The sequence below is a fragment of the Membranihabitans maritimus genome, from assembly GCF_021729145.1.
Classification (GTDB): Bacteria; Bacteroidota; Bacteroidia; order Chitinophagales; family Saprospiraceae; genus Membranihabitans; species Membranihabitans maritimus.
Genome location: NZ_JAJSLW010000002.1, coordinates 399,128 through 422,353, shown reverse-complemented (window position 1 = coordinate 422,353; position 23,226 = coordinate 399,128). Strand labels below are relative to the sequence as shown.

Sequence of the window (23,226 nt, the reverse complement as noted above, 5' to 3'; positions counted from 1 at the left end):
TATTATTAAGAATTGTTTTCTAAGAGGTTGTGATATGTCAATTGTTCTCCGTCCGCTTTTTTTCCGAATGCAAGACTCACAAAATAACCTATCAGGACACAACTAATAACACCAACAGCTGCATAAAGATATCCTGTTATGTCCGTTTGATTTTTTACTCCCCATGTAATCAAGGCACTTCCGAATAATCCGGCAATTGCCCCAATTGAATTCGCCCGCGGTATAAACACTGCCAAAATAAATATTCCCGCCAGTCCGCCCCCAAACAACCCCAAAACTTCCTGAAAATAATCGAAAATATAGTCCACATTAGCTATGGCAATAAACATAGCTGAACTCGTTCCCAACACACCAATAAAAATGGTTATCCATTTAGCAAGTCTGAGATTATCGCTATCTCGTGTTCCTTTTCGAAATCGGCTGTGAATATCTGTTATATATGCAGAAGCAATACTATTCATACTGCTATCCAACGAAGACATACTGGCAGCAAAAAGGGCTGCAATAACTGTCCCTGCCAGACCAACCGGTAATTTCTGCACGATATAATAAGGTAGTAGTTCGTCTGGCCTATTAGAATTTATCACTCCCGGATTATCAAAATAATAAACAAAAAGAGTCGTTCCCAACCCAAAAAAAACAACGATTCCCGGAATCATTAAAAGGCCATTTGTCCATAAGCTTTTAGCAGCTTCTTTTTCGTTTTTCACAGTCAGATAACGCTGAACTACTGTTTGATCTGAAGTATAGGGTATTATATTTAAAAAGAAAAAGCTTACAAATGCCACCCAAATAACTAATCGGGATGGATCCCATCCTTTGTGAAACATTTTGAACTTATCAAATTCAATTCCTTTATAGATTATCTCTGTGATACCCCCTTCAACATTCAAAGAAGCGATAAATATACAACAGATCGCCCCCCCTAATAAGACTAAAACCTGAATAACATCGGTCCAGATCACGGCCTCTATACCTCCCATTACCGTATAGATAGTGCAGAAAACCCCCATTATGGCAATACATAAAAAAATATCAATTCCCGTTACCGATGAGATAGCTATAGCAGGAAGATATAGAACGATTCCAATTCTTGCTAATTGCATAAGTATAAAAGTAACGCTAGCTAATGTTCGAACTTTTACATTGAATCTCTCTTCAAGGTATTCATAGGCCGTCGTAACATTTAAGCGACGAAAAAACGGCAAATAAAATTTTATTATTATCGGTACGATAGCCAATATCATTAAAGAACCCAACGCCAGCGTCCAGTCAGTAGCATATACTATAGCCGGAATCGCCATAAATGTAATTGCACTCAATTGGGTTCCATAGATACTTAACCCCGCAGCCCACCATGGTATCCTCCTCCCAGCCACAAAATAATCGTCCGTAGTCTTCCCCCTTTTCGAATAATAATAACCAATGTAAAGCATGCCCAGCAGATATGCCAAAAGGAAAATCCAATTCCATTTACCAAATTTCAATTCGTTTGAAACTGTTAACACTTTGGGCGATCTTACCCCCGGACCGGACTCACCGGAAGGCAAAACCCACTTACCATTCCACTGAGTACTTGGCAATGTGACTCTTGAAGTTCCCACCGGAAATGCACCAACAGTCGCATAGGATTTACTCAAGGTGTTATACGATAAAACCTCATTCAAAAAACCCGGATGGGTCTCGGGGTCAGTATGTTCTGCCGTTTCGCCATCCAAGCCCCCCGGAAAAACAATATGATTTAGTCCTAACACTGGAGCTGGATTTGGCCCTGCAGCTACTGCACGGGGCATTGGAGGCAATGTATTCCAATTGTTATTTTCCGGGTCAAAGACATAAGCATCTTTAAGTAATTTTCGATTGGTTGCTCCATCCGCCTCCACACTTACATTTATACCGCTAAATAAGTAAAACTTATTGTCCTTGGCCGCAGCTACAGACAATTGTCTCGGTTCTCCGGGCCATGCAGGTAATGCCTTCCATACCATTTGATCCTTGGGATGTGACAAATCCAAAGCAAAAAAATGGTTCGTAGGTTTTCCATCCCCGGTTACCAGTCCACCGGCAACATAAATTGTGGTACCTACCAATGTACCACTCATCATAGCCAATGGCACCGGCAAAGCAGGATAATCTTCTATGAAAATAATTTCACCTTCCCTATATTTAACACCCAGCACTTGGTTGAAATGTCGATCCGAATTGCTACCTCCAATGATAAGTACCTGGTCTTCAAAATTTACGGATACGCCATACCCTATATGGTCGGGTAGTTTTTGATCCAGTTTTATCCATTTGCCACCTTCATCTTCCAGGGCGTAAATATGATCATACCACACCTTTTTTCCATTCTCCCAAGGTCGGCCATTTGGAAAATTGGCACCTCCCATGCACAACAGAACGTCATTACTTACCCCGGCAAACATTCCTGCAAATCCTTCTTTATCCGGTAACGGAGTGAGTGAATCAATTCTAATTTGGTCGGATTGCCCAAAACCATAAAAGAATGAGAGAATTGCTATAAAAAAAAGTATACGTTTTTTCATTACATTTTTATCTTGTCTATTCCAAAATAACTTTATGGATCATACCGGGCCCAGGCTCTCCGCTTCCTCCCGACACATAAATATTCTTGTAGTCTTTTGTAAAACATAAATTACTTGTAGCCGGGATACCTGTAGGGACCGAGGTTATATATCTTCCCGATTGATCCACCACTTGCAATGCTCCCATTCCATAATGGGCCACCCAAAGATTTCCTTCGTCATCAAATGCAATTCCATCCGGCAAATTAGCCGTATAAGGCATATTTTGCCTGTCAATAGGATTCTGATTTTTAGGTAGGTCTACAAAAACTCTGGGTGGTTTTCTGCAGATCCCCGGTTCGGATAATTCCAAAACGAGAATCCTATTTGTATAACTCTCCGCTACAAATACATTTTTCTCATCATGGGATAAAGCAATACCATTGGGATAATCCATCCCTTTCGTTAATAGCCGTTCATCGCCACTACTGCTTATGTAGAAAACTTTGCCGCTATGACGGACCGAGTCTGTAAAATAAACACCCCCTTCACTATCAATAGCGAGATCATTTGGTGAAGAAAATGAGATTCCTGCGCATTTTTGATTTACCAAGGTTCTAACGATATTGCCTTGTGAGTTCAGTTGTAATATAGATTTCATTCCCGTCTCACATACTAAATGGTCTCCGTTATCCAATATTCTTTGACCATTTGGACATTGCAATCTCGACCATTCCGAAATTTCACCAGATGGATCCATTTTCATAATTACACCTCCTGTCAATGTGGTAAAAAATAAATTACCGAAACCATCCAGACCCGGGCCTTCCGTATAAAAATCTAAATTAGTGACCGTTTCTATCTTCATTTTTATTATTCATAATTTTAATCCAACACCCACTGGGGTCGATTTTCAACCTTAATATTTATTGCTAACATACTTCCAATCCCCCCCTGGGATTTTCTGCCGTATAAGAAGTAAGCTATAATAATTTATGTTCAAAAAGACCCCATTGGGGTCTGATATATGTTAGAACAAAATAAGGCCTTCAAATGACCCTGAAAGGGTCAGATATCAGGTACTATTAAGTTATCTATCACTCCGTCAACAACTATACATGTTATTGATCAATACCTATTCCCAGTCCTCAAAAGGGAATAACGGCCTCCGTCTAAACTCAAAACTTAACTGTGTCGCATCCGCACAAGTAACACCCGGGGTATTTACCCTAATAAGCGAAGGGCAAACCGGGGCATAGGCAGCAACAGGCGCTTGTACCCCCTTGGCAATTATCACATCAAAAGTCTCGGGATTGATCCCAAACGTTGTCAATTGACTCAAACTAAAAGGAGGTATTCGTTTGGAAATCAACATCAAAGTGGACCCGTTACTTGTTTTTGCAATAATAGTTCTTCCCATATTATATTTTACCTGTCCTCCATGTCGAGGCTCACTTTCTCTAAACAATCCATCTTCAATCTTTTCTACCAATAATTTTAACAATAATGGTTTCCCATGCCAACGATCAGTCTTGCCTCCCACGAAAATTTCTAAATTACCTCCTACACCAACCCTTTCGCACTCAACAACAGCCTCGGGATCATAAAGACAAACAAAAAAGTTAACATCTCTTTCATTTAGAATTTCTTTTAAAAGAATCGTACTGTCTCCTGGCGAACCTCCTCCTACATTATCGCCCATATCCAGTAATAACACCGGTTTATCTAATTTTCTTGACCTATTTACGGCATCCTCCGGACTTACCTTCATCCCTACAAATAAGTGACGATTATCTTCCAAATAATTACCCAATGAATTTGATAATTCAACCGCTTTATCCAAGTCACCATCCGTTACTACAATAAATGAACTACCCATTTTTTCAACATCCGAATAAGGAAAACCGAGGACTACACTGACCGATAGCACTCCTGCAATTTTTTCTATTTCTTTAGCCTTATCATATAAAACTGCACAGGGTTCTTCAGCTGTAGCCTGTTGTTCTATACTTATCGACACGGATGTAGGGCAATAGGATTGTACTAATTTAACCTCCTTTCTAAGATGAGACAACATCAATTCTGCTGCTGCTATCCCAGTTTCCCTTTGATCCAAATGTGGATTCGTAGAATAAGCTACCATCGCATCTGTGGCTCCTACCATCTTCTTACTTACATTGGCATGTGGGTCAATAGTACAAACAATTGGAACCTCATCTCCAACAACTTTTCTAACTCGTGCTAACCACTCACCATCCGTATCAGATAAATTTTCCGCTACAGCAGCTCCGTGAGCACAAATCATAACCCCATCCCAGGGACCTCTTGCCTGCAAAAGGTCCATTGTTTCTCCCGCAAGTTTTTCAAAACAAAGGTTCTCAATAATCCCACCAGGTGTTGCTTCTGCAAATAACAACGGATCAATTACCATATCCGAATCATCAAATATTTCCAAAATCCCCCCTATTTCATGATAGGCATGTAAATACTCTTCCCTTATATCAGCCCCTTTTAAAAGATGACTATCCACAAAGTTTTGATAGTTTGTCTTCCGGGAAATAAAGGTATTAGATTCGTGATATATGCCAATCAAGGCTATTCTTTTTTTCACTGCTATTTCGTTTCTATTAAATATCAGGTTTGTCATGGTTTTTGTATCAGCAAAAACGCACGCCAAACCTTTTTGCATCCGTTTTTTACTCCCCGGGCTTCACCCGGGGTTAAACATGTTTGACGCCTACAGCGTCCGTCTCAGGATTACTAAGCCCCTAAAGGGATTGTCCCCAAGGGATCACTTTGTGGGTAAGCCCGATTATTTACACAAGAACCTCCGTGTCCTTAGTGATTAATCTCTATCAACTGATTTATCTAAAGCTATCACCTCAACTTCAAACTTTAACAACTCCCCCAGACATCCCATGATCGTTGTTCTTGCCGGATAGGGAGCCTTGAAATATTCCTTATAAATTTCATTAAATTCTTTCAAGTATTCTTGTTTGCCCACATAGTTGCGAACCTGCACCACATCATCTAATGTCAGATTAGCTCCTGCCAGAACCTTTTTTACATTCTCAAAAGATCGTCTGCATTCACCTTCAAAGGAATCTTCAACAATATTACCAGATTCGTCTACCGACGCCTGGCCGGAAACAAAAACCCATTCGCCAACTTTTAATGCTGGTGAAAAGGGCAGTGAACTTACCGGTACATTTTTTCCTGTTATTACTTTTTTCATATAATGGTTTTTGCTATCAAATTCAGGCTTGTCACGGTTTTTGCTTTGAGGCAAAAACATGCGCCAACCTTTCTAACTCTTATTCAAATACCGTGGGTTTCACCCACGGCTATACATATTTGACGCCTACAGCGTCATAATTCTTAGTGAATCTTCATGTTCTATGTGCCTTAGTGGCAAGGTCCTTCATTACAACACTCCGTACTTCTCATAAGCTTCCATAGCTTTCATGCCCCCTTTTATAGCATCTCTTGTAACATTTTCTGCAGATACTTTCTCCAAGGCTCTTTTCAAAACTTCTTCCTCCCATTTTTGAGGTATAAAAACCACTCCATCTCTATCGGCAAAAACGATGTCTCCAGGGCTAATAGAAACACCATCTATTTCTACCTCTATATCTATATCTACCACTCTTTGTCTATTCTGGCTATCATAAACACACCTGGAAGCCGCAAATACGGGAAATCCCATATTTCTCATTTTATCAATATCTCGTATTGCCCCGTGAATAATAGCTCCTCTACACCCTGAATTTTTGGCGGCAGTAGACAATAATTCACCCCATATTCCAGATCGAACGGACCCTCCGGCAGCTGCAATAAGTACATCGCCGGATTGACAGGAATCAACAGCTTTTAACTCAAGCTCATACGGTTCAGGGTCTTCGTGATACATATCCACCCAGAGTGTAGTCTTACATCGCCCCATTAATCGATCAACACCCGTATACCCTTCCAATTGGATTCGAGGAGATTGTTCTTTGTATCCCAGGCTATCAAGGGCATCGCAGATTACTGCCGAATACAATGTATCGGTTAGCTTATCGAAATCGACATTCATATTTACAATAATTTTCTATTTAGTTAAGTAGTAGGTATTTTCAGTTGAGAAGCTGTTTCAAGATCTTGCATTAGGCTCAGGACATCTGCTTCTTTCCAGGCCTGGTTATTATTACCTACCGGCTTCACAGCTGGTCCAATATCTACATTGTACTTGTACATCATTGCAGCCCTGAAAAAAGTCCAACCATTTGGTAACAATTCAAAAATAATGCGTTGAAATTCAAGCATAAAACTCCTGGCCAATTCAAAATCACCTTTTATAAAAGCATCCCTTACATACGAACATTCTTTATACCAAAAATTATATGTAGTACCAATCGCACCTACCGTACCGCATAAAGTAGAATGACACAACAACTCGTCAGCACCACTAAATAATTTTAATTTATCTCCTGCAAAATTGTGTATTGTACTTATACCCAAAAGATCCGTAGTCGTGAGCTTCATACCCTCAACCTGGGGTATCTCCATCAGCTGTTTGATAAAATCTACGACATCCCCTTTTATGGAATTATTACCCAATTGATAAGGGAAAAAAGGCAGGTCTGTAACAGACGCAATTTCACGATAATGTTCCAGCACCATATCTGCTCCTCCTGGAAAATAAATAGGGCCTACAGATGAAATACCTTGGGCTCCTATTTTCCCAGCATGTTCTGCCAACGATCTTGATTCTCGTGTAGTTAAAGAACCGACCTGCACCATTACAGGAACCTTATTTTTTGCTATTTGAATAACAATTTTTGCTATTTCTTTACGCTGTTCCTCCTTAAATAATATTCCCTGGCCTGTTGAACCCAGGATATATAATCCATCGACTTGTTCTTCTACTAATTGCCCTACCAGTTTTTCGAGCTCGCCATAGACGGGGTCTCCATTTTCATCTACCGGGGTAAACATTGCCGGCCATATTCCCTGAAAAATATTGTTCATTTTCAAAATTTTAATTTGCTAAGTTTTTAATTATATATTTAGTAGCACCATCAATGCTTTCAAAATAATCCTCTTCTTTTTTTATCATTCTTTGTAAGGATTGGGGGTCCTTAAACCCATGACCAGTAATCACACAAACTACTGAATCACTTTTGTTAACAACTCCCGCCTTTCGTGCCTTTATAGCTCCAGCTAATGAAACTGCACCAGCGGGCTCACAATAAATCCCTTCTTTAAATGCCAACGCTTTTTGTAATTCAAAAACCTGTTGATCCATGACTATTTCCCCTCCTCCGTTTAATCGCCTACAAACCTCTATAGTCTGGTTTCCATCAATTACATTGGGGACTTGAAGTCCACTTATCTTTGTTTTGCTTTCTTTGATAGGATTAGCTTTTTCCTGTCCATTAATCAATGCCCCGGCAATTGTATTATTCCCTTCCGGTTGTACACAGTACAGTTCGGGTAAGCGATAACTCTTATCCCTTTCTCCCCATTCGAGAAACCCCTTTCCAATGGCCAGGGTAAGTCCACCACCGCCAGCCGGGGAAAACACCTTGACACAGTTTTCCGGCAAAGCTTCTGCTATTTCAAAAGCGATCGACTCAACCCCCATCATACCTTGAGGAGAATAGGAATAAGCACTGATTTGAACTTCGGATTTCATCCCCAGTCCAAATTGCTTTAGACTCCTAAAAACATCCTCTGAAACGACCTCGTCAATGCCAAACCCCTGAACCATCAATGTCTTTGCTCCGTACCCTTTCATTTGATTCACCTTGCCTGATGGAGCACCGTCAACGATTACTAAAAAACAAGGCAATCCCGACCTGGCACTATATGCAGCCAAAGCAGCCCCGGTATTGCCGCTTGAGGTAGCTAAACATAATCGGGCACGATTCTTCACAAGATGGGTCAAAGCAGAGGCAGCAAAACGATCTTTATAAGACCCTGTTGGATTTCCCGTCTCCAATTTGAAGTACAAATTGGGGATGTCAAACTCCTTACCTAAATGGACAGAAGGAACTAAAGGGGTATTCCCTTCTCCCAATGTAACGAGATCAACAGGATCAACCTCCGGCCAAAATTCTTTATATTTCCATATACCTTTCAAAACTCTTTCGGGAATTGTATTTTTTTTAATGAATAATGATTGAATCCGTGACTAAAACCGCCATCTACTTGCAGAATCGTTCCCGTCACAAAAGAAGATTCCTCGGAAGACAACCAGCAAATAGCACTTGCGATCTCACGTCCTTCTGCCGACCGCATAAGAGGAGTCTGGTCTGTCATATTCTCTTCCATTTTTTTGCTAATATTTTCACCGGTAGGCGTTGTGAAGTCTTTACTCAACGGAGTAATCACATTGCCAGGAGCCACACCAACGGCCCTAATTCCTGACGGACCATACAAGGATGCCAATTCGTAAGTTAAGCTTTCAATGGCCCCTTTACTGGCCACGTAAGCAGGGCTTGTTCCTCCTGCCCGTTGAGACATTATACTAGAAATATTAACTATTACGCCGCGAATATTCTTTTCTTCCATCAATTCTGCTACCCACTTCGCAAGAAATGCCGGAGCGGTAATACTTACTTTTAGAGTCCTCTCCCAATCATCTATGGAAATTGTCCTCATAGTATCATGCGTTCTCCAAACTGCATTATTAACCAAGACATCTATTCTCCCCCAGAAAGACCTACATTCTTCCACAATAGAATGAAGATTCTCCGTTTTTGATAAATCACAGGTAAAAACCTTTATCTCGTTCTTGATATTAGCTTCCTGTAATTGAGATTTGAGAGCCTCTAAAGGCGCTGTAGCCATGTCCACAAGTAACAAGTGGTATCCTTTTTGGCAAAACATTCTAGCAGTCTCTTGCCCAATGCCACCTGCGGCACCGGTAATAATGGCTACTTTCTCTTTATTCATATAATTGATATTTACCAGGTCCTGAAATAGGCAAAACCCCCGCCGTAGCAGTGCCTTTATTTACTTTAGCGTATTTTCGCAAGAGAAATAACACTCCTTCTTCAAGAGCGATTATTTCGGAATTATTGCCACTTAATGGATCATCAACAAACCCAATAACCTCTCCTTTACCGACTATATCTCCAATTTTCTTTTGACTTGAAAAAATACCATCGATAGAAGAGGGGTGCATAATTTGAAGATGGCCACTACTTTTTCGAAAGTCTTCCAACCAAAATTGTTCCCTTTGCTTAATTTCCTCATCCCATGCAGCCATTTCCAAGTATCGCATAACACCAAAACATCCTTCTATCAGCGAATCAATAATCTTCGGTAATGACTCCCCACCTCCGCCAAATTCAGTATAAATTGCAGGTATATTGGCATCCCGTGCAACACTAAGCGTTCTTCCATCCAAATCCGGCGAAGTTCCCCAGACAATGGGCATATTAAAAGCCCGGGCCATTGATCTTTGATGATTCAGAACATCAGGATCTGAATGGAGCATATAACCGGCCAACGGATAAATTTCGAATTCATTTCCCCCGGTATGCATGTCAATATAGAAATCTGCCTTTTGAATTAACCCGCTGATTTCCCGGGCAATTTTTTCGGTAATACTACCATCGAGATTTCCCGGACAGGTGCGGGCCAAATCCTTACCATCTTCAGCTGTTCTTTCTCCTAAGTTATAAGCTGGTTCATTGGTAATAGATACCAGGGAAATCTGCCCTGAAATAGCCAAGGAGGTATTTTCCAATATTTTTTTAAGACGTTGAACAGCCAATATGGGTTCCCATTCATCCCCGTGGACACCGGCCGTAATCAAAAGGTGTGGCCCTTGGTCACTAAAAGAATAGGATTTGACTTTTATGTTTTTTTCTAATCCAATCATCATTAATGTTTTCCCTCATAATATCCCCCTCCGCAAGTAGAAACTTTGGGATCGAAAATTTCCAATGACCGAAACAAGTTTTGTGCGATCTGCTGATGCCCTTTTTGATTGGGGTGTAGGGGATCATTTAACCACTCCTTATTGACTTCGACTTTCTTCCCGTCACGTTGTGATTCCCACCAATCATAATTGTCCACTAAAATCAATTCTTTCTCTTTTGACAAATCACGGATTACCGGAATATATTCCGGCAATGTACTCCGCTCAGGTGCCCATTTCACAATAATTGGATTGGGGGTATGAATTATCGGGATAGCTTCTAATGAGCGGATATCTTCAATAAATTGTTCCAGATAACGACCGAATTTATAAGGATTCATATTTTTCCGGGAACAATCATTGGTTCCAATCATAATTGACACAACAGATGGTTTAAACTGCGCTACTCGCCATTCAAAATCTTGAAGGATATCAGTAATAGTATTACCACTAATCCCCGAATTGATTATTATGTCCCTAACACGCCCCAATTCCCATCGAATTCGCTCTTGAAATACTTCAGGATATGACCGATATCCATGGGTATGCTTAGCTCCATGTGTGATACTATCCCCTGTAAATAGCCAAATCAGAGGTAAATCCAATTTTAATAAGCGATGAATTTTTTGGATATCCCCAACGCCTTTATTATCCATTATTTCGAAATTTGATCCCAAATGGGAATGGGAAGAAAGAATCATATTAAAGGGGAGAAGTGCTCCCAGACCCAAAGCTTTTAGCAATTTCCTTCTACTTTTTTCATATGTATACCTTTTCAAATTCAATCCTTTTATTTATTTTAAACTAAATGGTAACGCCATCAGAATTTTCCCTATCCCAATCCAAACCTAATTCCTTTTTCACATTCTGTAGGTCAATGGCCATTGCTCCGGAGAAAATGGAAAGATCGTTGCTATGCATTATCAGATTTGCACCCATTTTGGCCCATTCAATTTCCTTTTTAAAGCCTACTTCATCCCAAACATGTATCCCAACTCCTACCTTATTTCTCTTACATTTACTAATAATCTCTTTAATGGCATCCATAAATAGGGGATGGTCATAATCTTCAGGTACTGCCAAACTACAAGACAAATCATGAGGACCGACGAGAACGCCATCAAGTCCTTTTACGGAAAGTATTTCATCCAGGTTTTCAAGCGCCGGAACACTCTCGATATTAATAATCAAAACATTCTTTTCATTGAGCGCATTTAAATACTTGCTCAGTTTATCTTCCAAATCGATATCCCCCATTAAATACCTTTCGAGCTTTTTACCTTTTAGAGGTTTGAACTTTACAGCTCCGACCAATTGTCGAACCTGATCTGCGTTTTCTATATAGGGAGCGATTACTCCCATAGCACCTCCATCCAATACCTTTGAGGCCTCATAGGGATCTGGTGATGGGATACGCACAATGGGAACAATTCCATGAGCTTTATATGCATTAGCATTGATACTTACGGTTTCCCGGTCCAGGGCTGTGTGCTCAGTATCAATGAATACCAAATCCAATCCAAGTGAAGCCAGAATTTTTGGCCATAGGACAGACTGTGAAATCATTGCTGTTCCGAAAACATACTTACCATTCCTTAGTTCTGCACTTAAATTTTTCAGATCCACTTAATTTCCTTCTTTTATATTATCAATTATTTTGCTCTACATTATAGATCCATTCATTGTTTAAACGGGTGATATGCGTCACCGATAAACCCGTTCCTTGGGGTCTGTTACCAGCACAGTAGCTAAGCATGATATTTTCCTTATTCTCTGGAAAATGAATGGCGATATAACAATACCATCCGTCCGGATCATCCTCAATATTTTTTACACTTTCCCAGGTTTCACCCTCATTCCGGGATATAGCCATAGAAATAGGTGTGCGCTTCCCGCTAATTTCCGGATTGCTGCCGTCATTATTATTCCATACCAACAACCAATCTTTGGTATCCGGTATCTTTTCGATGGTAGCTGGAGACACTGGGGACGGGATATTACTTTTTTCAATATGACTCCAGGTCTGTCCCCGGTCAGTTGAAAAAGAACGTTGTTGATAGCCTCCACTTGCACGGATATACATCATAATTTTACCATCATTCATCTCGATTAATCCCGGTTCCTGGGTTATAATTTCTGTATTATTGGGTACTTGCGAACTCGAAGTCCAGGTTTGTCCATTGTCATCTGAATAATAGGCAAATAAGTCACCTGCGCTTTTCCATTCCCCCCCGGGTTGAGTATGACGAGCTACCGCCATCATCAACCGTCCGTCTTCTAATTGAATTACCCTGTCATTATTCAATACAAAATACCCTTCCTTATCCGTTATGCACTCAATAGGCTCACTCCAACTTTCAGCTTCATCCCTGGATATACGCATCATAGGTATACAATCCTCCGTTGAATTTTTTCGCAGGTAAAACAAGGCAATGTCTCCATTCTGCAGCCGAAGTAATGATACAGACATCACGTTCATTCCCCCTTCATTAGGCACTACTATTTCGTCACTTCCGGTCCAGCTTTCCCCTCCGTCTTCGGAATATCTCGCAGCCAAAGAAGCAGGAGCGTGATCACTTGAGGACTCCCCGGAATATTTACTATAAACAAACATAGTCTTGCCACCTTCCAGATCAATAAAGTCACCTTCACTGTTCCGGGGATTATCAGGGGAAGGATTCAGTTCGAGCGTGATTTGAGGTTCTTCAACATCATTTTCAATTGGAGTCGTAGTGGGCTCATTACATCCAAAAATTAATAGGACAAGTAACAAAACACTCAAATATTTTAATTGAATTTTATTTATTTCCATTTCAAACTAATTTATTTAATCGAATTAGGAGGGAACCATATTTGCATCGGATCCGGTCCCAGTCCTGTTTTTATAATCTCTTTCACCTCCAGGGTTTGCAAATCTATTACGTGTACGCCATCAGATTTATCCTTTATTTCCTTGCTCACTTCACTACCATCTAATAAAATAGATGCATGATTAGAATCTTCACACCCGACAAATGCAAACCGGCCATTCGGGGATATTTCGACACCAATGGCATATCCCCCTACAGGTATTCTCTTTATTTCTTCTTTAGATTTGGTATCAATCACAGTTAATGTTCCATTTTCAGACCAGCCGGCTACTAGCGCACGATCGCCATTTTCTGTAAACTTTATCCGCACCGGCATTCCCGGACAGTCTATGGTCTCTACTACTTCCATTGTGCTCCAATCAATTATCGTTATTGTTCCGCCTGTCTGGTTTAACGCCCACAAAAATTGGCCATCAGGTGTAAATGCCATTCCTTCCACTCCCTTTCCCGCAGGAATTATCTTCTCCAATTTTCCAGTTGATCGATTGATCACCGAAATGTCTTCTGAAGTTATATTAGCTGTTAAAATGTACTCATCATCTGGCGACAGATATACCATATGTGAAAGCTCACCGTGAGTAGGGATCGAACGGGCAATGGTGTTTGTGGAAGTTTCCACTTCCACAATAAAACTTGATTGCCCTGCGGTGAAATAAGCATTTTTACCGTCCGATGAAATAGCTACCCCATGGATCCGGATTTTATCCTTTGTAAAAATGGTATCTACCTGTGTTCTTTTCATTAAGTCCACTACTAATATCTGATTCCCCGGTGCTTCGTAGCTGCTCAAATACGCGTATCTTTGATCAGGGGTAATTCCTATTTCGTGGGGGTTGTTCCCTATTGAGATCGTTTCAATCACATTTAATTTTTGAGGGTCTACATAAGACAAAGTATTGGAATGTTTATTGGCGACCATCAGCACAGGATCCATTCTCTCTTCAGCATACAATTTTTGGAGCGGCCATCTTTGAACTCTAAGATCATAGCCCTTTTTATGATCCGATTTATAGTAATATGCAAATAAGATGTAGTCGTCCACCTCTTGGATAGCAATATAAGCATAAGAAGCTTCGATACTACTTTCCAGATTCTTTATTGCTGTCCAGGTATGGCCTTTATCATCAGACAAGGCAACCGTCAGAGGAGTCCTTTTTGACTTAAAATATCCCGGTCCGGATTTCCCGTTATTATTCCACACCAGAATCAAATCACCCGTAGAAGGAATTCTTTCTAATGAAGCCGGAGCTATCGGAGAAGGGATGTTTGATTTTTCGGCTACACTCCAACTAATCCCACCGTCTTCTGAATACGATTTATACTGAAGGCCACCACTAGCACGAATAATCATCATGATCCTGCCATCATCCAATTCCACGATTCCCGGCTCCTGGGTAATTACATCTTTTGGCGTGGGGACAACCTGACCTCTTTGCCAGCTCACTCCGTCGTCATCAGAAAAATAACACCTTAGCTCCCCTTTATTGCGCCATTGCGAATTGGGGGTTTTATGCAGAGATACAGGGGCTAAAATTCGACCGCTTTTCAACTGAATGACCCGGTCATTGTTCAGGACAAAATACCCTTTTTGATCGGTTATCAACGGTTTGGGATCACTCCAGGTTTTCGCCTCATCTTTTGAAATGCGTACCTGAGGAATATTATCTTCCAGGGAATTCTTTTGGGCATAAAACAAACAAATATTGCCATTCTCCAACCTTAGAAATGATACAGACATGACATTTTGATCTCCCTCACATTCAACTATAAGTTCGTCTTCTGCAGTCCAGGTATTTCCATTGTCGCTTGAAAAACGTCCCATAATTTCAGCGGGAGCATGATCGCTGGATGATTCCGTAAATTTGGTATATGCGAATAAAATTCGACCATCTCGAAGGGGTATAAAGTCTCCTTCGCTGTTTCGGGGGTTGGTGGAGTCTGACAATAACTCTAAAACTACCTTTTCACTATTTTGAGAAAATAGTTTTTTAGGATTGGAACACAGTAGAAAAATTATAAGTGCAGAGATTATATGTACGTAAAACTTAAACAATTTTCATAATTTAAAACTTAATAGGTATCCTTACTTAGCTCAATTTTATTTATATATCCAATTGGTTCCTATTTTTACGATTTTTGTAGTTGACATTCCCGTTCCTAAACCTTTTCCACCCGCACAATAACTAAGTAAAATTTCATTGTCATTTAAAAAGCAAATCGCTGTATAGCAAAACCACTTATCCAAATTTTCCTCTAAGGTTTTTACGTTTTGCCAGGACTTTCCTTCATTTTTTGAAATTGCCAGACACAATGGAGATCTATTCCCATCATACATTTGCCCCTTATCTTCATTATTATTCCAAACCATTAACAAGTCTTTTGTCTGAGGGATTCTGGTTATTGATGCAGAAGATAATGGGGACTTAATAATGCTGGGTTCTGCTATAGTCCAGCTGACTCCACTATCTTTGGAGAAAGCTTGATATTGGCACCCCTCATCAGTTCTCATATAAATCATTAATTCTTTCCCTTTTAACTCTATTACCCCTGGTTCTTGGACAAGAACACCTTCGGGAACAGTTACTTTTTTACCACAGGTCCAAGACCTTCCATCATTATCTGAATAATAGCAGTATATTTCACTAATATCATTAAAAATTTTATCATAATAACTAACCGTTGTATTGTCTGGATTATGCAGAGCGACCGGCATTATCATCCTACCGCTTGAAAGTTTAATAACTCTATTATTATTTAATACAAAATAACCAATTCTATCTTCTATACAAGGCTTTGGCTTCTCCCAGGAATCTCCATCATCCGTTGAAATACTTAAATATGGGATACAACTTATATTATCCTTTTTATTAAGGTAAAAAAGAGCTATATCCCCGTTATTCAAACGAAGTAAGGAAACAGACATTAAACTACCTGTTAAATTACAACTTAAGATTGAATCAGGAATATCTGACCAATTTTCACCATTATCCTGGGATATTATACCCTTCAGACGAGAGACTCCAAAGTCGCTTGATGAATCGCCAATAAAATACGAATATATATACAATATACCTCTCCTTAATTTTATAAAATCCCCTTCACTATTACGTGGATTATTAAATGCAGGTTTCAATTCTTTTAATACCCTTGGACCATTATAAATACTCGAAAACATTTGTAAATTAATTAAGACATTACCAACGCTCTATCTCTTCACGCTGAAAATTACATTGCTCTACCCACACCCACCATTTTTCACTTAATTTGTTCACTATTTCCGGATGCTTTAATGACAAATCATTAATCTCCGTGCGATCTCTTTTCATATCGTAAAGTTCCCACCTTTGCTTATTTATGCCCCAAACAATTTTCCAATTCCCTTTACGATATGCCCTATTACCATAAAGGTACCATCCCAATTCTCTTTCTTCACCGATATACTCGTCATCTGAAATAAATGTCGGAAATAAGCTTTTGCCATCGAGGGGCAATAACTTATTTCCATGATATTCAGATGGATATTCAATACCTGTAATATCCAAAACTGTTGGGAGTATATCAACTAAATGTCCGACTTCCCTTGTAACAATACCTGGTTTAATTTTACCTTTCCAATAGGCAATCATAGGTGTGGATATTCCGCCCTCATATGTCCAAACTTTATACCTTCGAAAAGGGGAAGATTGCACGGTAGCCCAACCTGGGCCGCAAAATTCGTAGGAACTTTTGCTACCTATTTCATTTCCTTTATTAAATTGGTAATATTCTTCCATCCTCTCTACTCTTGGCAAACTTGCACACCCTCCGTTATCCGAAAAAAATAAAACAAGTGTATTATCATCGACACCCAACTGTTCAATAGTATTTAGCAATCTACCGATGTTTTGATCCATTCGATCAACCATAGCAGAATAAACTTCCATTTTATTAGCCTCATAATCTCTATCCTCAATCATATTCCATGGAATTACAGGACGATCATAGTTTAATTCCCCATCCCCCCCTTCATCAACAACTGGCAAAACCCAATCTGGAGAAATAATTCCTAACTGCACCAAATTCTTATATCTTTTTTCTCTATGGAAAGTATAACCTTCGTCATAATGCCCCTTATATTTTTCAATATCTTCAGGTAAAGCCTGTAAAGGATAGTGTGGTGCATTATAAGCCAAATGTAAAAAGAAAGGGTTATCTTTATTTACACTCTTTGTTATCTGGGAAATTGCGTGATCAGTTATGGCATCCGTAGAATAATAATCTGGTGGCACCCCATCTATTACTTTGCCATTATGAACAAAGGGTTGTTCCGCACTATGGTAGTGTTCTAAAAAGGGAGGATTAGTTGGCAAAGATGGATCAAAATAATTAATCGCCCCAGCAATAGATCCATAAAACTCCTGAAACCCCCTATTATTTGGACTATATTTGCCTTCACCCAGATGCCATTTACCACTAAGAATTGTGAAATACTCATTATCCTGGAGAACTTCTCCTATCGTAACCATATTCTGTTTTAAAAAACCCTCCTCTTCCTTTCTTGTAAATACTCCTGTTAACATAGAAGCACGAGAAACAAAACAAACTGCTCCATTGTAAAATTGAGTAAAACGAATCCCTTCATATCCTAACTTATCAATATTTGGAGTTTTAATCTCACCACCATAACAACCCAAATCAGAAAATCCGAGGTCATCTGCCACAATCATAATAATATTCGGTTTCGTTCTACCATTATAATCGCAACCTACCATAAGCAAAGCAAATGATAGAATACACATGCAATATATAAATATATGTAACCTCAAACCCATTATTTAAATTGGAATGAATATAGATCTGCGTCTTTCAAAACAAAACGCAATTTCACAGGCTTACCAGCTATTGCCGATACATTTATGCGTCCTTTCCATGAAACCGTTCTCTCAATTGCATCTCCAAAAACTGGATCACACTCACTTAAACCAAAACCGGGAATAGGTTGACCTTTTTCATCCAAAAGTTCAACTAAAATTTCCCCTGCGGCTGAAGAAGAAAAATTAATATTTAAATTGTCACCTTTAAAAACAAGTGGTTTGGTAACAACTTCTCCTCCGTTCATAGGAGCATAAATTGAAACAAATCCATCTATCCTGAGCGTGTATCTACGCAGTGAGCTTGCCGTTCCTTTCCAATAATTTTCCGTTACATACATTGACAATTCATTTGGCGCTCCTGGTATTGAAGATGGGGTCTCTACCACATGCCATGCCGAATAAGCATCACCATATGTCCAGGTTCCTTTTCTTTCAATCCCCGGCCTTATGAAAGCCTCATTCCATCGGTCAAAGGTTTCACCATCTCTACTGGACATTAGTAATGTTTCTGTAAGCACCGTTCCATATCTTTCACTCTTCTCTGACCTTCCAGCTCTTTCATCTAATTCTGGAAGTACCCTCATGGATTCAGACCATCCTCGATCTATATATCGTGCAGGGAATCCAATTAGGATATGAGGTGCCCGATAGTAAGGTTTAATTTGATTAGTATATAATTCCTCATCCGGAGAATCAACATATTCTAAATCAGCATAATTTGACCAGTTTATAAAATCCTTAGAAGTTGCTGTCCTAATGGCTCTATTACCAACATAAGGGTTTACGCCATCTCCACCATCAAAATACCTCCAATATGCTCTATATACCTTTCCAACGGGATCCCAAAAAGCCAAATTCTGTGAATCAAAAACACCATCCGTAATAATTTGCTCATCTGACATTGCTTCCCAATTAATACCATCTGGTGAATGATAAGCGACCAGGCCAAGATTTGGTTTTGAACCAACAAGGACAGCTTTGTATAATGACTCGTTAGACACATTAGGATTTTCATCTTTGAATACCGCTGGATGTCCAGCATCTAACTTAAATCCATCTATATTCCCACTTTCAAAAACTATATTGTTATTTTTTGATCCGTTAAACTCATAAAGTGATAAATTTGGTTTATTCCAATTCACACCATCTTTACTTTCTGCGTATGCACAATACAGTGGGTGGAAATTGGATAAATCACTACTATTCCTGTGTTGCCAGGATTTATAATACATTCTATAAAGATCTCCATCCTTAAAAACACTATGGTACCCACTACCACTACCCTCCCAGGGCTCATCGTGAACCATCACAATTTCCCTGGGCACAGGATGATGTAATTTAACCTTAGCTCCATTTTTTAAATCTTCAATTATAAAATCATCGATGAACAACTCCAATTGAGAGCCGATATTTACGGGTACAATAGAAAGGTCTTTATGATCTCTTTTTAATTGTGAATTATTAGTACTCCCCAGGGGTTGTGCATCTATTAACACCCCACAAAAACTAACCAATACTCCAACTATTAATGCATTCAGATTGATCACTTCCCTCATATATTTAATTTTTATTCTTAATAAATAGTCTATTTAAATTGGAAAGAATACAAATCCGCATCCTTTATTTTAAACCTTAATTGAATAGTTTTACCAGCCAAATGGGAAAGATCTTTAAATCCATTCCACCCTACCCTTCTATCAATATCATCTCCAAATACAGGGTCACAATCGGCAAGACTATAACCTGAAATAGGTGCGCCATTTTCATCCAAAAGCTCAACCAATATTTCCCCTGCCGCTGAAGAAGAAAAATTAATATTCAAATTTTTACCTCCGAAAATAATTGGCTTAGTAATTACTTCTCCTCCATTCATCGGTGCATAAACTGAAGCAAATCCATCAATTCGAAGGGTATATCTCCTAAGTGCACTAGCCTTACCTTTCCAATAATTTTCTGTCACATACATTGACAGTTCATTGGGGGCTCCAGGAGTAGTGGATTCAGTCTCAACCAAATGCCAAGCAGCATATGCATCACCATATGTCCAGGTTCCTTTTCTTTCAATCCCGGGCCTAATAAAAGCTTCATTCCATCTGTCAAATGTCACACCATTCCTGCTTGACATCAACAATGTTTCGGTAATGGCTGTACCATACCTTTGACTTTTTTCAGCTCGTTTTTCTCTTTCTTTCAATTCGGGTAATTCCCTCATCGATTCTGACCATCCACGATCGATATACCTGGCTGGAAATCCAATGAAAATGTGAGGTGCTCTATAATAGGATTTAACTTGATTAGTATACAATTGCTCCTCTGGAGAATCAATATAATCCACATCAGCATAATTATCCCAATTAATAAAATCCTTGGAGGTTGCAGTTCTGATCCCTCTTACTCCTTGATAGGGATTTTTTTCATCCCCCTTGGAAAAATACCTCCAGTAGGCCCTGTATTCATTTCGTATTGGATCCCAAAAGGCCAAATTCTGTGAATCAAATGCACCATCAGTAATAATGGGTTCCTTCGACATGAGTGTCCAATTAATTCCATTAGGTGACTTATATGCAACAAGTCCTCGCTTAGGCTTTCCAGAAATTAAAATGGCTTTATAAAGCTCATCCTTAGGAACTTCGGGTCTTTGGTCTTTAAAAACCGCAGGATGACCGGCATTTAGATTAAAGCCATTGATTTCTCCACTTATAAAAACAATATTATTATTCTTTGATCCATCAAATTCATGTAAACGCAAATTAGGTTTTGTCCAATGAATACCGTCTTTGCTTTCTGCATAAGCACAAAATAATGGATGAAAAGAAGACATATCGCTACTTGCTTCATGCTGCCACGCTTTATAATACATTCTATAAAGTTCGCCGTCAAAAAAAACGCTATGGTAACCACTACCACTCCCTTCCCAGGGTTCATCATGTACCATTACAATTTCTTGGGGAACGGGATGATGTAATTTGACCTCTGCTTCACCTTTTATGTCTTCAATAATAAAATTATCAATAAATAACTCAAGTCTTGAGTCAATCCTGATTGGAGTTTCTGCATTTTCTTTTTGAGAAAAAATATCTGGAGAATACGTCGCTGCTACGTTATTCTGAGCATTCATTTCTAAACAAAAGACTACTAATAGAGCACCAGCTAAAATCATTATCTTATTTTTCATATTCATATATCTTTGATTTTATTACGATCGAAGGAAAATAATTCTTCAAAATCTATTGATTCCTAAGTTACTGTTTTAAACAAATTATTGCCATCCTTCATTTTGTACTAGGTTTGGATTCAATTGCAATTCTAATGGTGGTATGGGAGCCAAATATTTATACTCTGGAAATTCTTTAATCATATCAGGCTTTACCAATATTTTCCCATAAGTGCCATTTGATAATTTGATTGAAGTACCATCTATTATCATGTAATACACCCCTGAAACTGAATTTGCAGGTTGCTCACTCACAAAAGAGACATCGGGTCTCCCGTCATTATTCAAATCAAATAATTTATTCATTTCCGGCACATAAATCCCATCATACTCGTTACTAAGATTACCCCCTTCTTTCCATCGCATTAGGTCATCCCACCTAAATCTTTCAAGAATTAGTTCAATTCCTCTTTCTCTTCTAATCTCCATGATAGGGATAGAGGTTACATTTTCATAAAAATTCTCTTTTAAATAGCTATCTAATGTTTCGGGCATACTTGTATCAGTAATTCCTGCTCTTTCTCTCAATAATGCTATTGTATTCTGCCAGTCTCCATTAGTAAAAGTCCCCAATTCTGCTTTTGCCTCTGCAAAATTCAACAATATTTCTGCATACCTCATTAAAGGAATGTCATTTACATTTCTGGCCACGTCATCAAAAAAAGGATCCGGGTGGGAGTATTTAATAGGATGGTATAATGTAGTAGAAACCCCTCCAAAAGGAGCAGGAGTAGATCCATCAGACCGAACATATCCGGGAGTACGAATCGTTTGAGACAACCTCAAATCACGGTTAATTACTTCTCTACTAAAAAATATCGTATCGCTCCCTGGAATATCAGTAAATCGACTACCATCAATATTCAAGTAGGTATTGACAAAACTTTTTGTCAATGAAGTCATATATCTTCCTCCCGTATTTGAATAATGATTAGTGGAACCATGCCAAACTTCAAGGTTGTCACTATGGGCGTTCGCCAACATAACTTCTTCACTAACAGCATTATCACTTATAAATAAACTATGATAATCTTCATTTTGTGCATCTGTAATATTTATAGAATACTGGCCACTTTGCATAACCTCATCAGCGGCATCAGCGGCATTTTGCAACCACTCATCTGCATTTGCCAGCCCCAGTTCAGAATGATATTTTCTGAAGGTGCCTTCAAAAAGACAAATTCTGGATTTTAGTCCCAAAGCTACCCACTTCGTAATTGTCGTACTTGTAGGATCTTTTTCATCCCGGATGTGCTCAACAGCAAAATCAAGATCCGCTAAAACAGAATCCATAACCACCTCCCTAGGATCTCTTTCTTTATATAGATCTTCATCCGAAGAACCCAGGGTTGAACCATACCATGGAACATCACCAAATCTTTTTACCTTATTAAAGTAGAATTTAGCTCTAAACCACCTTGCTATACCGGCATAATGATTTTTTACTTCAGCAGATTCTTCCGATCTATTATAATTATCAAGGAAATAATTGATTCTCCTCAATTCATCCCAATACCAAAGGTCCTCATCCAATGGAGTGTAAGCACCTGGCACATAATACTTTTCTACAAATTGTCCATTAAAAGTAATGTCACTTCTTGCATCAGTAACATACTGAAAATCACCGACTCCCCCATTGGCTGGAGAACCATATATATGTGTGCTGGGAGGAAATGTCCCAGGCATCTCATATAGTGAATTGATATATCTTTCCAGGTTTTCTTCTGTAGTAAAAACTTGCTCAGAAGTAAGGGAATCCAATGGAGTCAGATCTAACGTTTCCTCCACACAAGAAATAGAAAAAATAAATACTAAAATATATAATATACTCTTCATTGCTAATAATTTATTA

At 39.1% G+C, this 23,226-nt stretch carries 18 protein-coding genes; all 18 read right to left on the bottom strand.

What is annotated here, in order from left to right; translation table 11 throughout:
* Positions 1-5: 5 nt before the first annotated feature.
* Complete coding sequence (locus tag LVD47_RS03695) at positions 6-2,546, bottom strand: sodium:solute symporter family protein (protein WP_236974193.1); 2,541 nt, start codon at positions 2,544-2,546, stop codon at positions 6-8.
* A 16-nt stretch (positions 2,547-2,562) separates the two neighbouring features.
* On the bottom strand, positions 2,563-3,393 hold the full coding sequence (locus LVD47_RS03690) for an SMP-30/gluconolactonase/LRE family protein (protein ID WP_236974192.1): 831 nt from the start codon (positions 3,391-3,393) through the stop codon (positions 2,563-2,565).
* Between the two features lie 267 nt (positions 3,394-3,660).
* A complete protein-coding gene (locus LVD47_RS03685; protein WP_236974191.1) occupies positions 3,661-5,136 on the bottom strand; it encodes a M81 family metallopeptidase in 1,476 nt (491 codons plus the stop codon).
* A gap of 234 nt (positions 5,137-5,370) precedes the next feature.
* Positions 5,371-5,760, bottom strand: coding sequence for a RidA family protein (locus LVD47_RS03680; protein WP_236974190.1), 390 nt, complete (start codon positions 5,758-5,760; stop codon positions 5,371-5,373).
* A gap of 189 nt (positions 5,761-5,949) precedes the next feature.
* Positions 5,950-6,600 carry an RraA family protein gene (locus LVD47_RS03675; RefSeq protein WP_236974189.1) on the bottom strand — a complete coding sequence of 217 codons (651 nt, stop codon included), beginning with the start codon at positions 6,598-6,600 and terminating at the stop codon, positions 5,950-5,952.
* A gap of 23 nt (positions 6,601-6,623) precedes the next feature.
* Entirely contained in the window at positions 6,624-7,535 is a 912-nt protein-coding gene (locus LVD47_RS03670; protein WP_236974188.1) for a dihydrodipicolinate synthase family protein, read from the bottom strand.
* A 10-nt stretch (positions 7,536-7,545) separates the two neighbouring features.
* On the bottom strand, positions 7,546-8,649 hold the full coding sequence (locus tag LVD47_RS03665) for a pyridoxal-phosphate dependent enzyme (protein WP_236974187.1): 1,104 nt from the start codon (positions 8,647-8,649) through the stop codon (positions 7,546-7,548).
* Positions 8,646-9,464: an SDR family NAD(P)-dependent oxidoreductase gene (locus tag LVD47_RS03660; protein ID WP_236974186.1), complete on the bottom strand. Its 819-nt coding sequence runs from the start codon at positions 9,462-9,464 to the stop codon at positions 8,646-8,648. Before LVD47_RS03660 ends, LVD47_RS03665 begins: the two co-directional genes overlap by 4 nt.
* Entirely contained in the window at positions 9,457-10,401 is a 945-nt protein-coding gene (locus LVD47_RS03655; RefSeq protein ID WP_236974185.1) for a succinylglutamate desuccinylase/aspartoacylase family protein, read from the bottom strand. The genes LVD47_RS03660 and LVD47_RS03655 overlap by 8 nt, the downstream gene beginning before the upstream one ends.
* Positions 10,401-11,216 carry an SGNH/GDSL hydrolase family protein gene (locus LVD47_RS03650; protein WP_236974184.1) on the bottom strand — a complete coding sequence of 272 codons (816 nt, stop codon included), beginning with the start codon at positions 11,214-11,216 and terminating at the stop codon, positions 10,401-10,403. Before LVD47_RS03650 ends, LVD47_RS03655 begins: the two co-directional genes overlap by 1 nt.
* 25 nt (positions 11,217-11,241) lie before the next feature.
* Positions 11,242-12,063 (bottom strand): HpcH/HpaI aldolase family protein, encoded by an 822-nt coding sequence (locus tag LVD47_RS03645; protein ID WP_236974183.1) that lies wholly within the window; start codon positions 12,061-12,063, stop codon positions 11,242-11,244.
* Positions 12,064-12,085: 22 nt separating this feature from the next.
* A complete protein-coding gene (locus tag LVD47_RS03640; RefSeq protein WP_236974182.1) occupies positions 12,086-13,249 on the bottom strand; it encodes a sialidase family protein in 1,164 nt (387 codons plus the stop codon).
* 11 nt (positions 13,250-13,260) lie between these two features.
* Positions 13,261-15,360, bottom strand: a complete 2,100-nt coding sequence (locus LVD47_RS03635; protein ID WP_236974181.1) for an exo-alpha-sialidase — start codon at positions 15,358-15,360, stop codon at positions 13,261-13,263.
* Positions 15,361-15,405: 45 nt separating this feature from the next.
* Entirely contained in the window at positions 15,406-16,482 is a 1,077-nt protein-coding gene (locus LVD47_RS03630) for a sialidase family protein (protein WP_236974180.1), read from the bottom strand.
* A gap of 19 nt (positions 16,483-16,501) precedes the next feature.
* Positions 16,502-18,085 carry an arylsulfatase gene (locus LVD47_RS03625; RefSeq protein WP_236974179.1) on the bottom strand — a complete coding sequence of 528 codons (1,584 nt, stop codon included), beginning with the start codon at positions 18,083-18,085 and terminating at the stop codon, positions 16,502-16,504.
* A gap of 32 nt (positions 18,086-18,117) precedes the next feature.
* Entirely contained in the window at positions 18,118-19,716 is a 1,599-nt protein-coding gene (locus tag LVD47_RS03620; protein WP_236974178.1) for a glycoside hydrolase family protein, read from the bottom strand.
* A gap of 29 nt (positions 19,717-19,745) precedes the next feature.
* Positions 19,746-21,335, bottom strand: a complete 1,590-nt coding sequence (locus LVD47_RS03615) for a glycoside hydrolase family protein (protein ID WP_236974177.1) — start codon at positions 21,333-21,335, stop codon at positions 19,746-19,748.
* 84 nt (positions 21,336-21,419) lie between these two features.
* On the bottom strand, positions 21,420-23,210 hold the full coding sequence (locus LVD47_RS03610; RefSeq protein ID WP_236974176.1) for a RagB/SusD family nutrient uptake outer membrane protein: 1,791 nt from the start codon (positions 23,208-23,210) through the stop codon (positions 21,420-21,422).
* Positions 23,211-23,226: the final 16 nt, after the last annotated feature.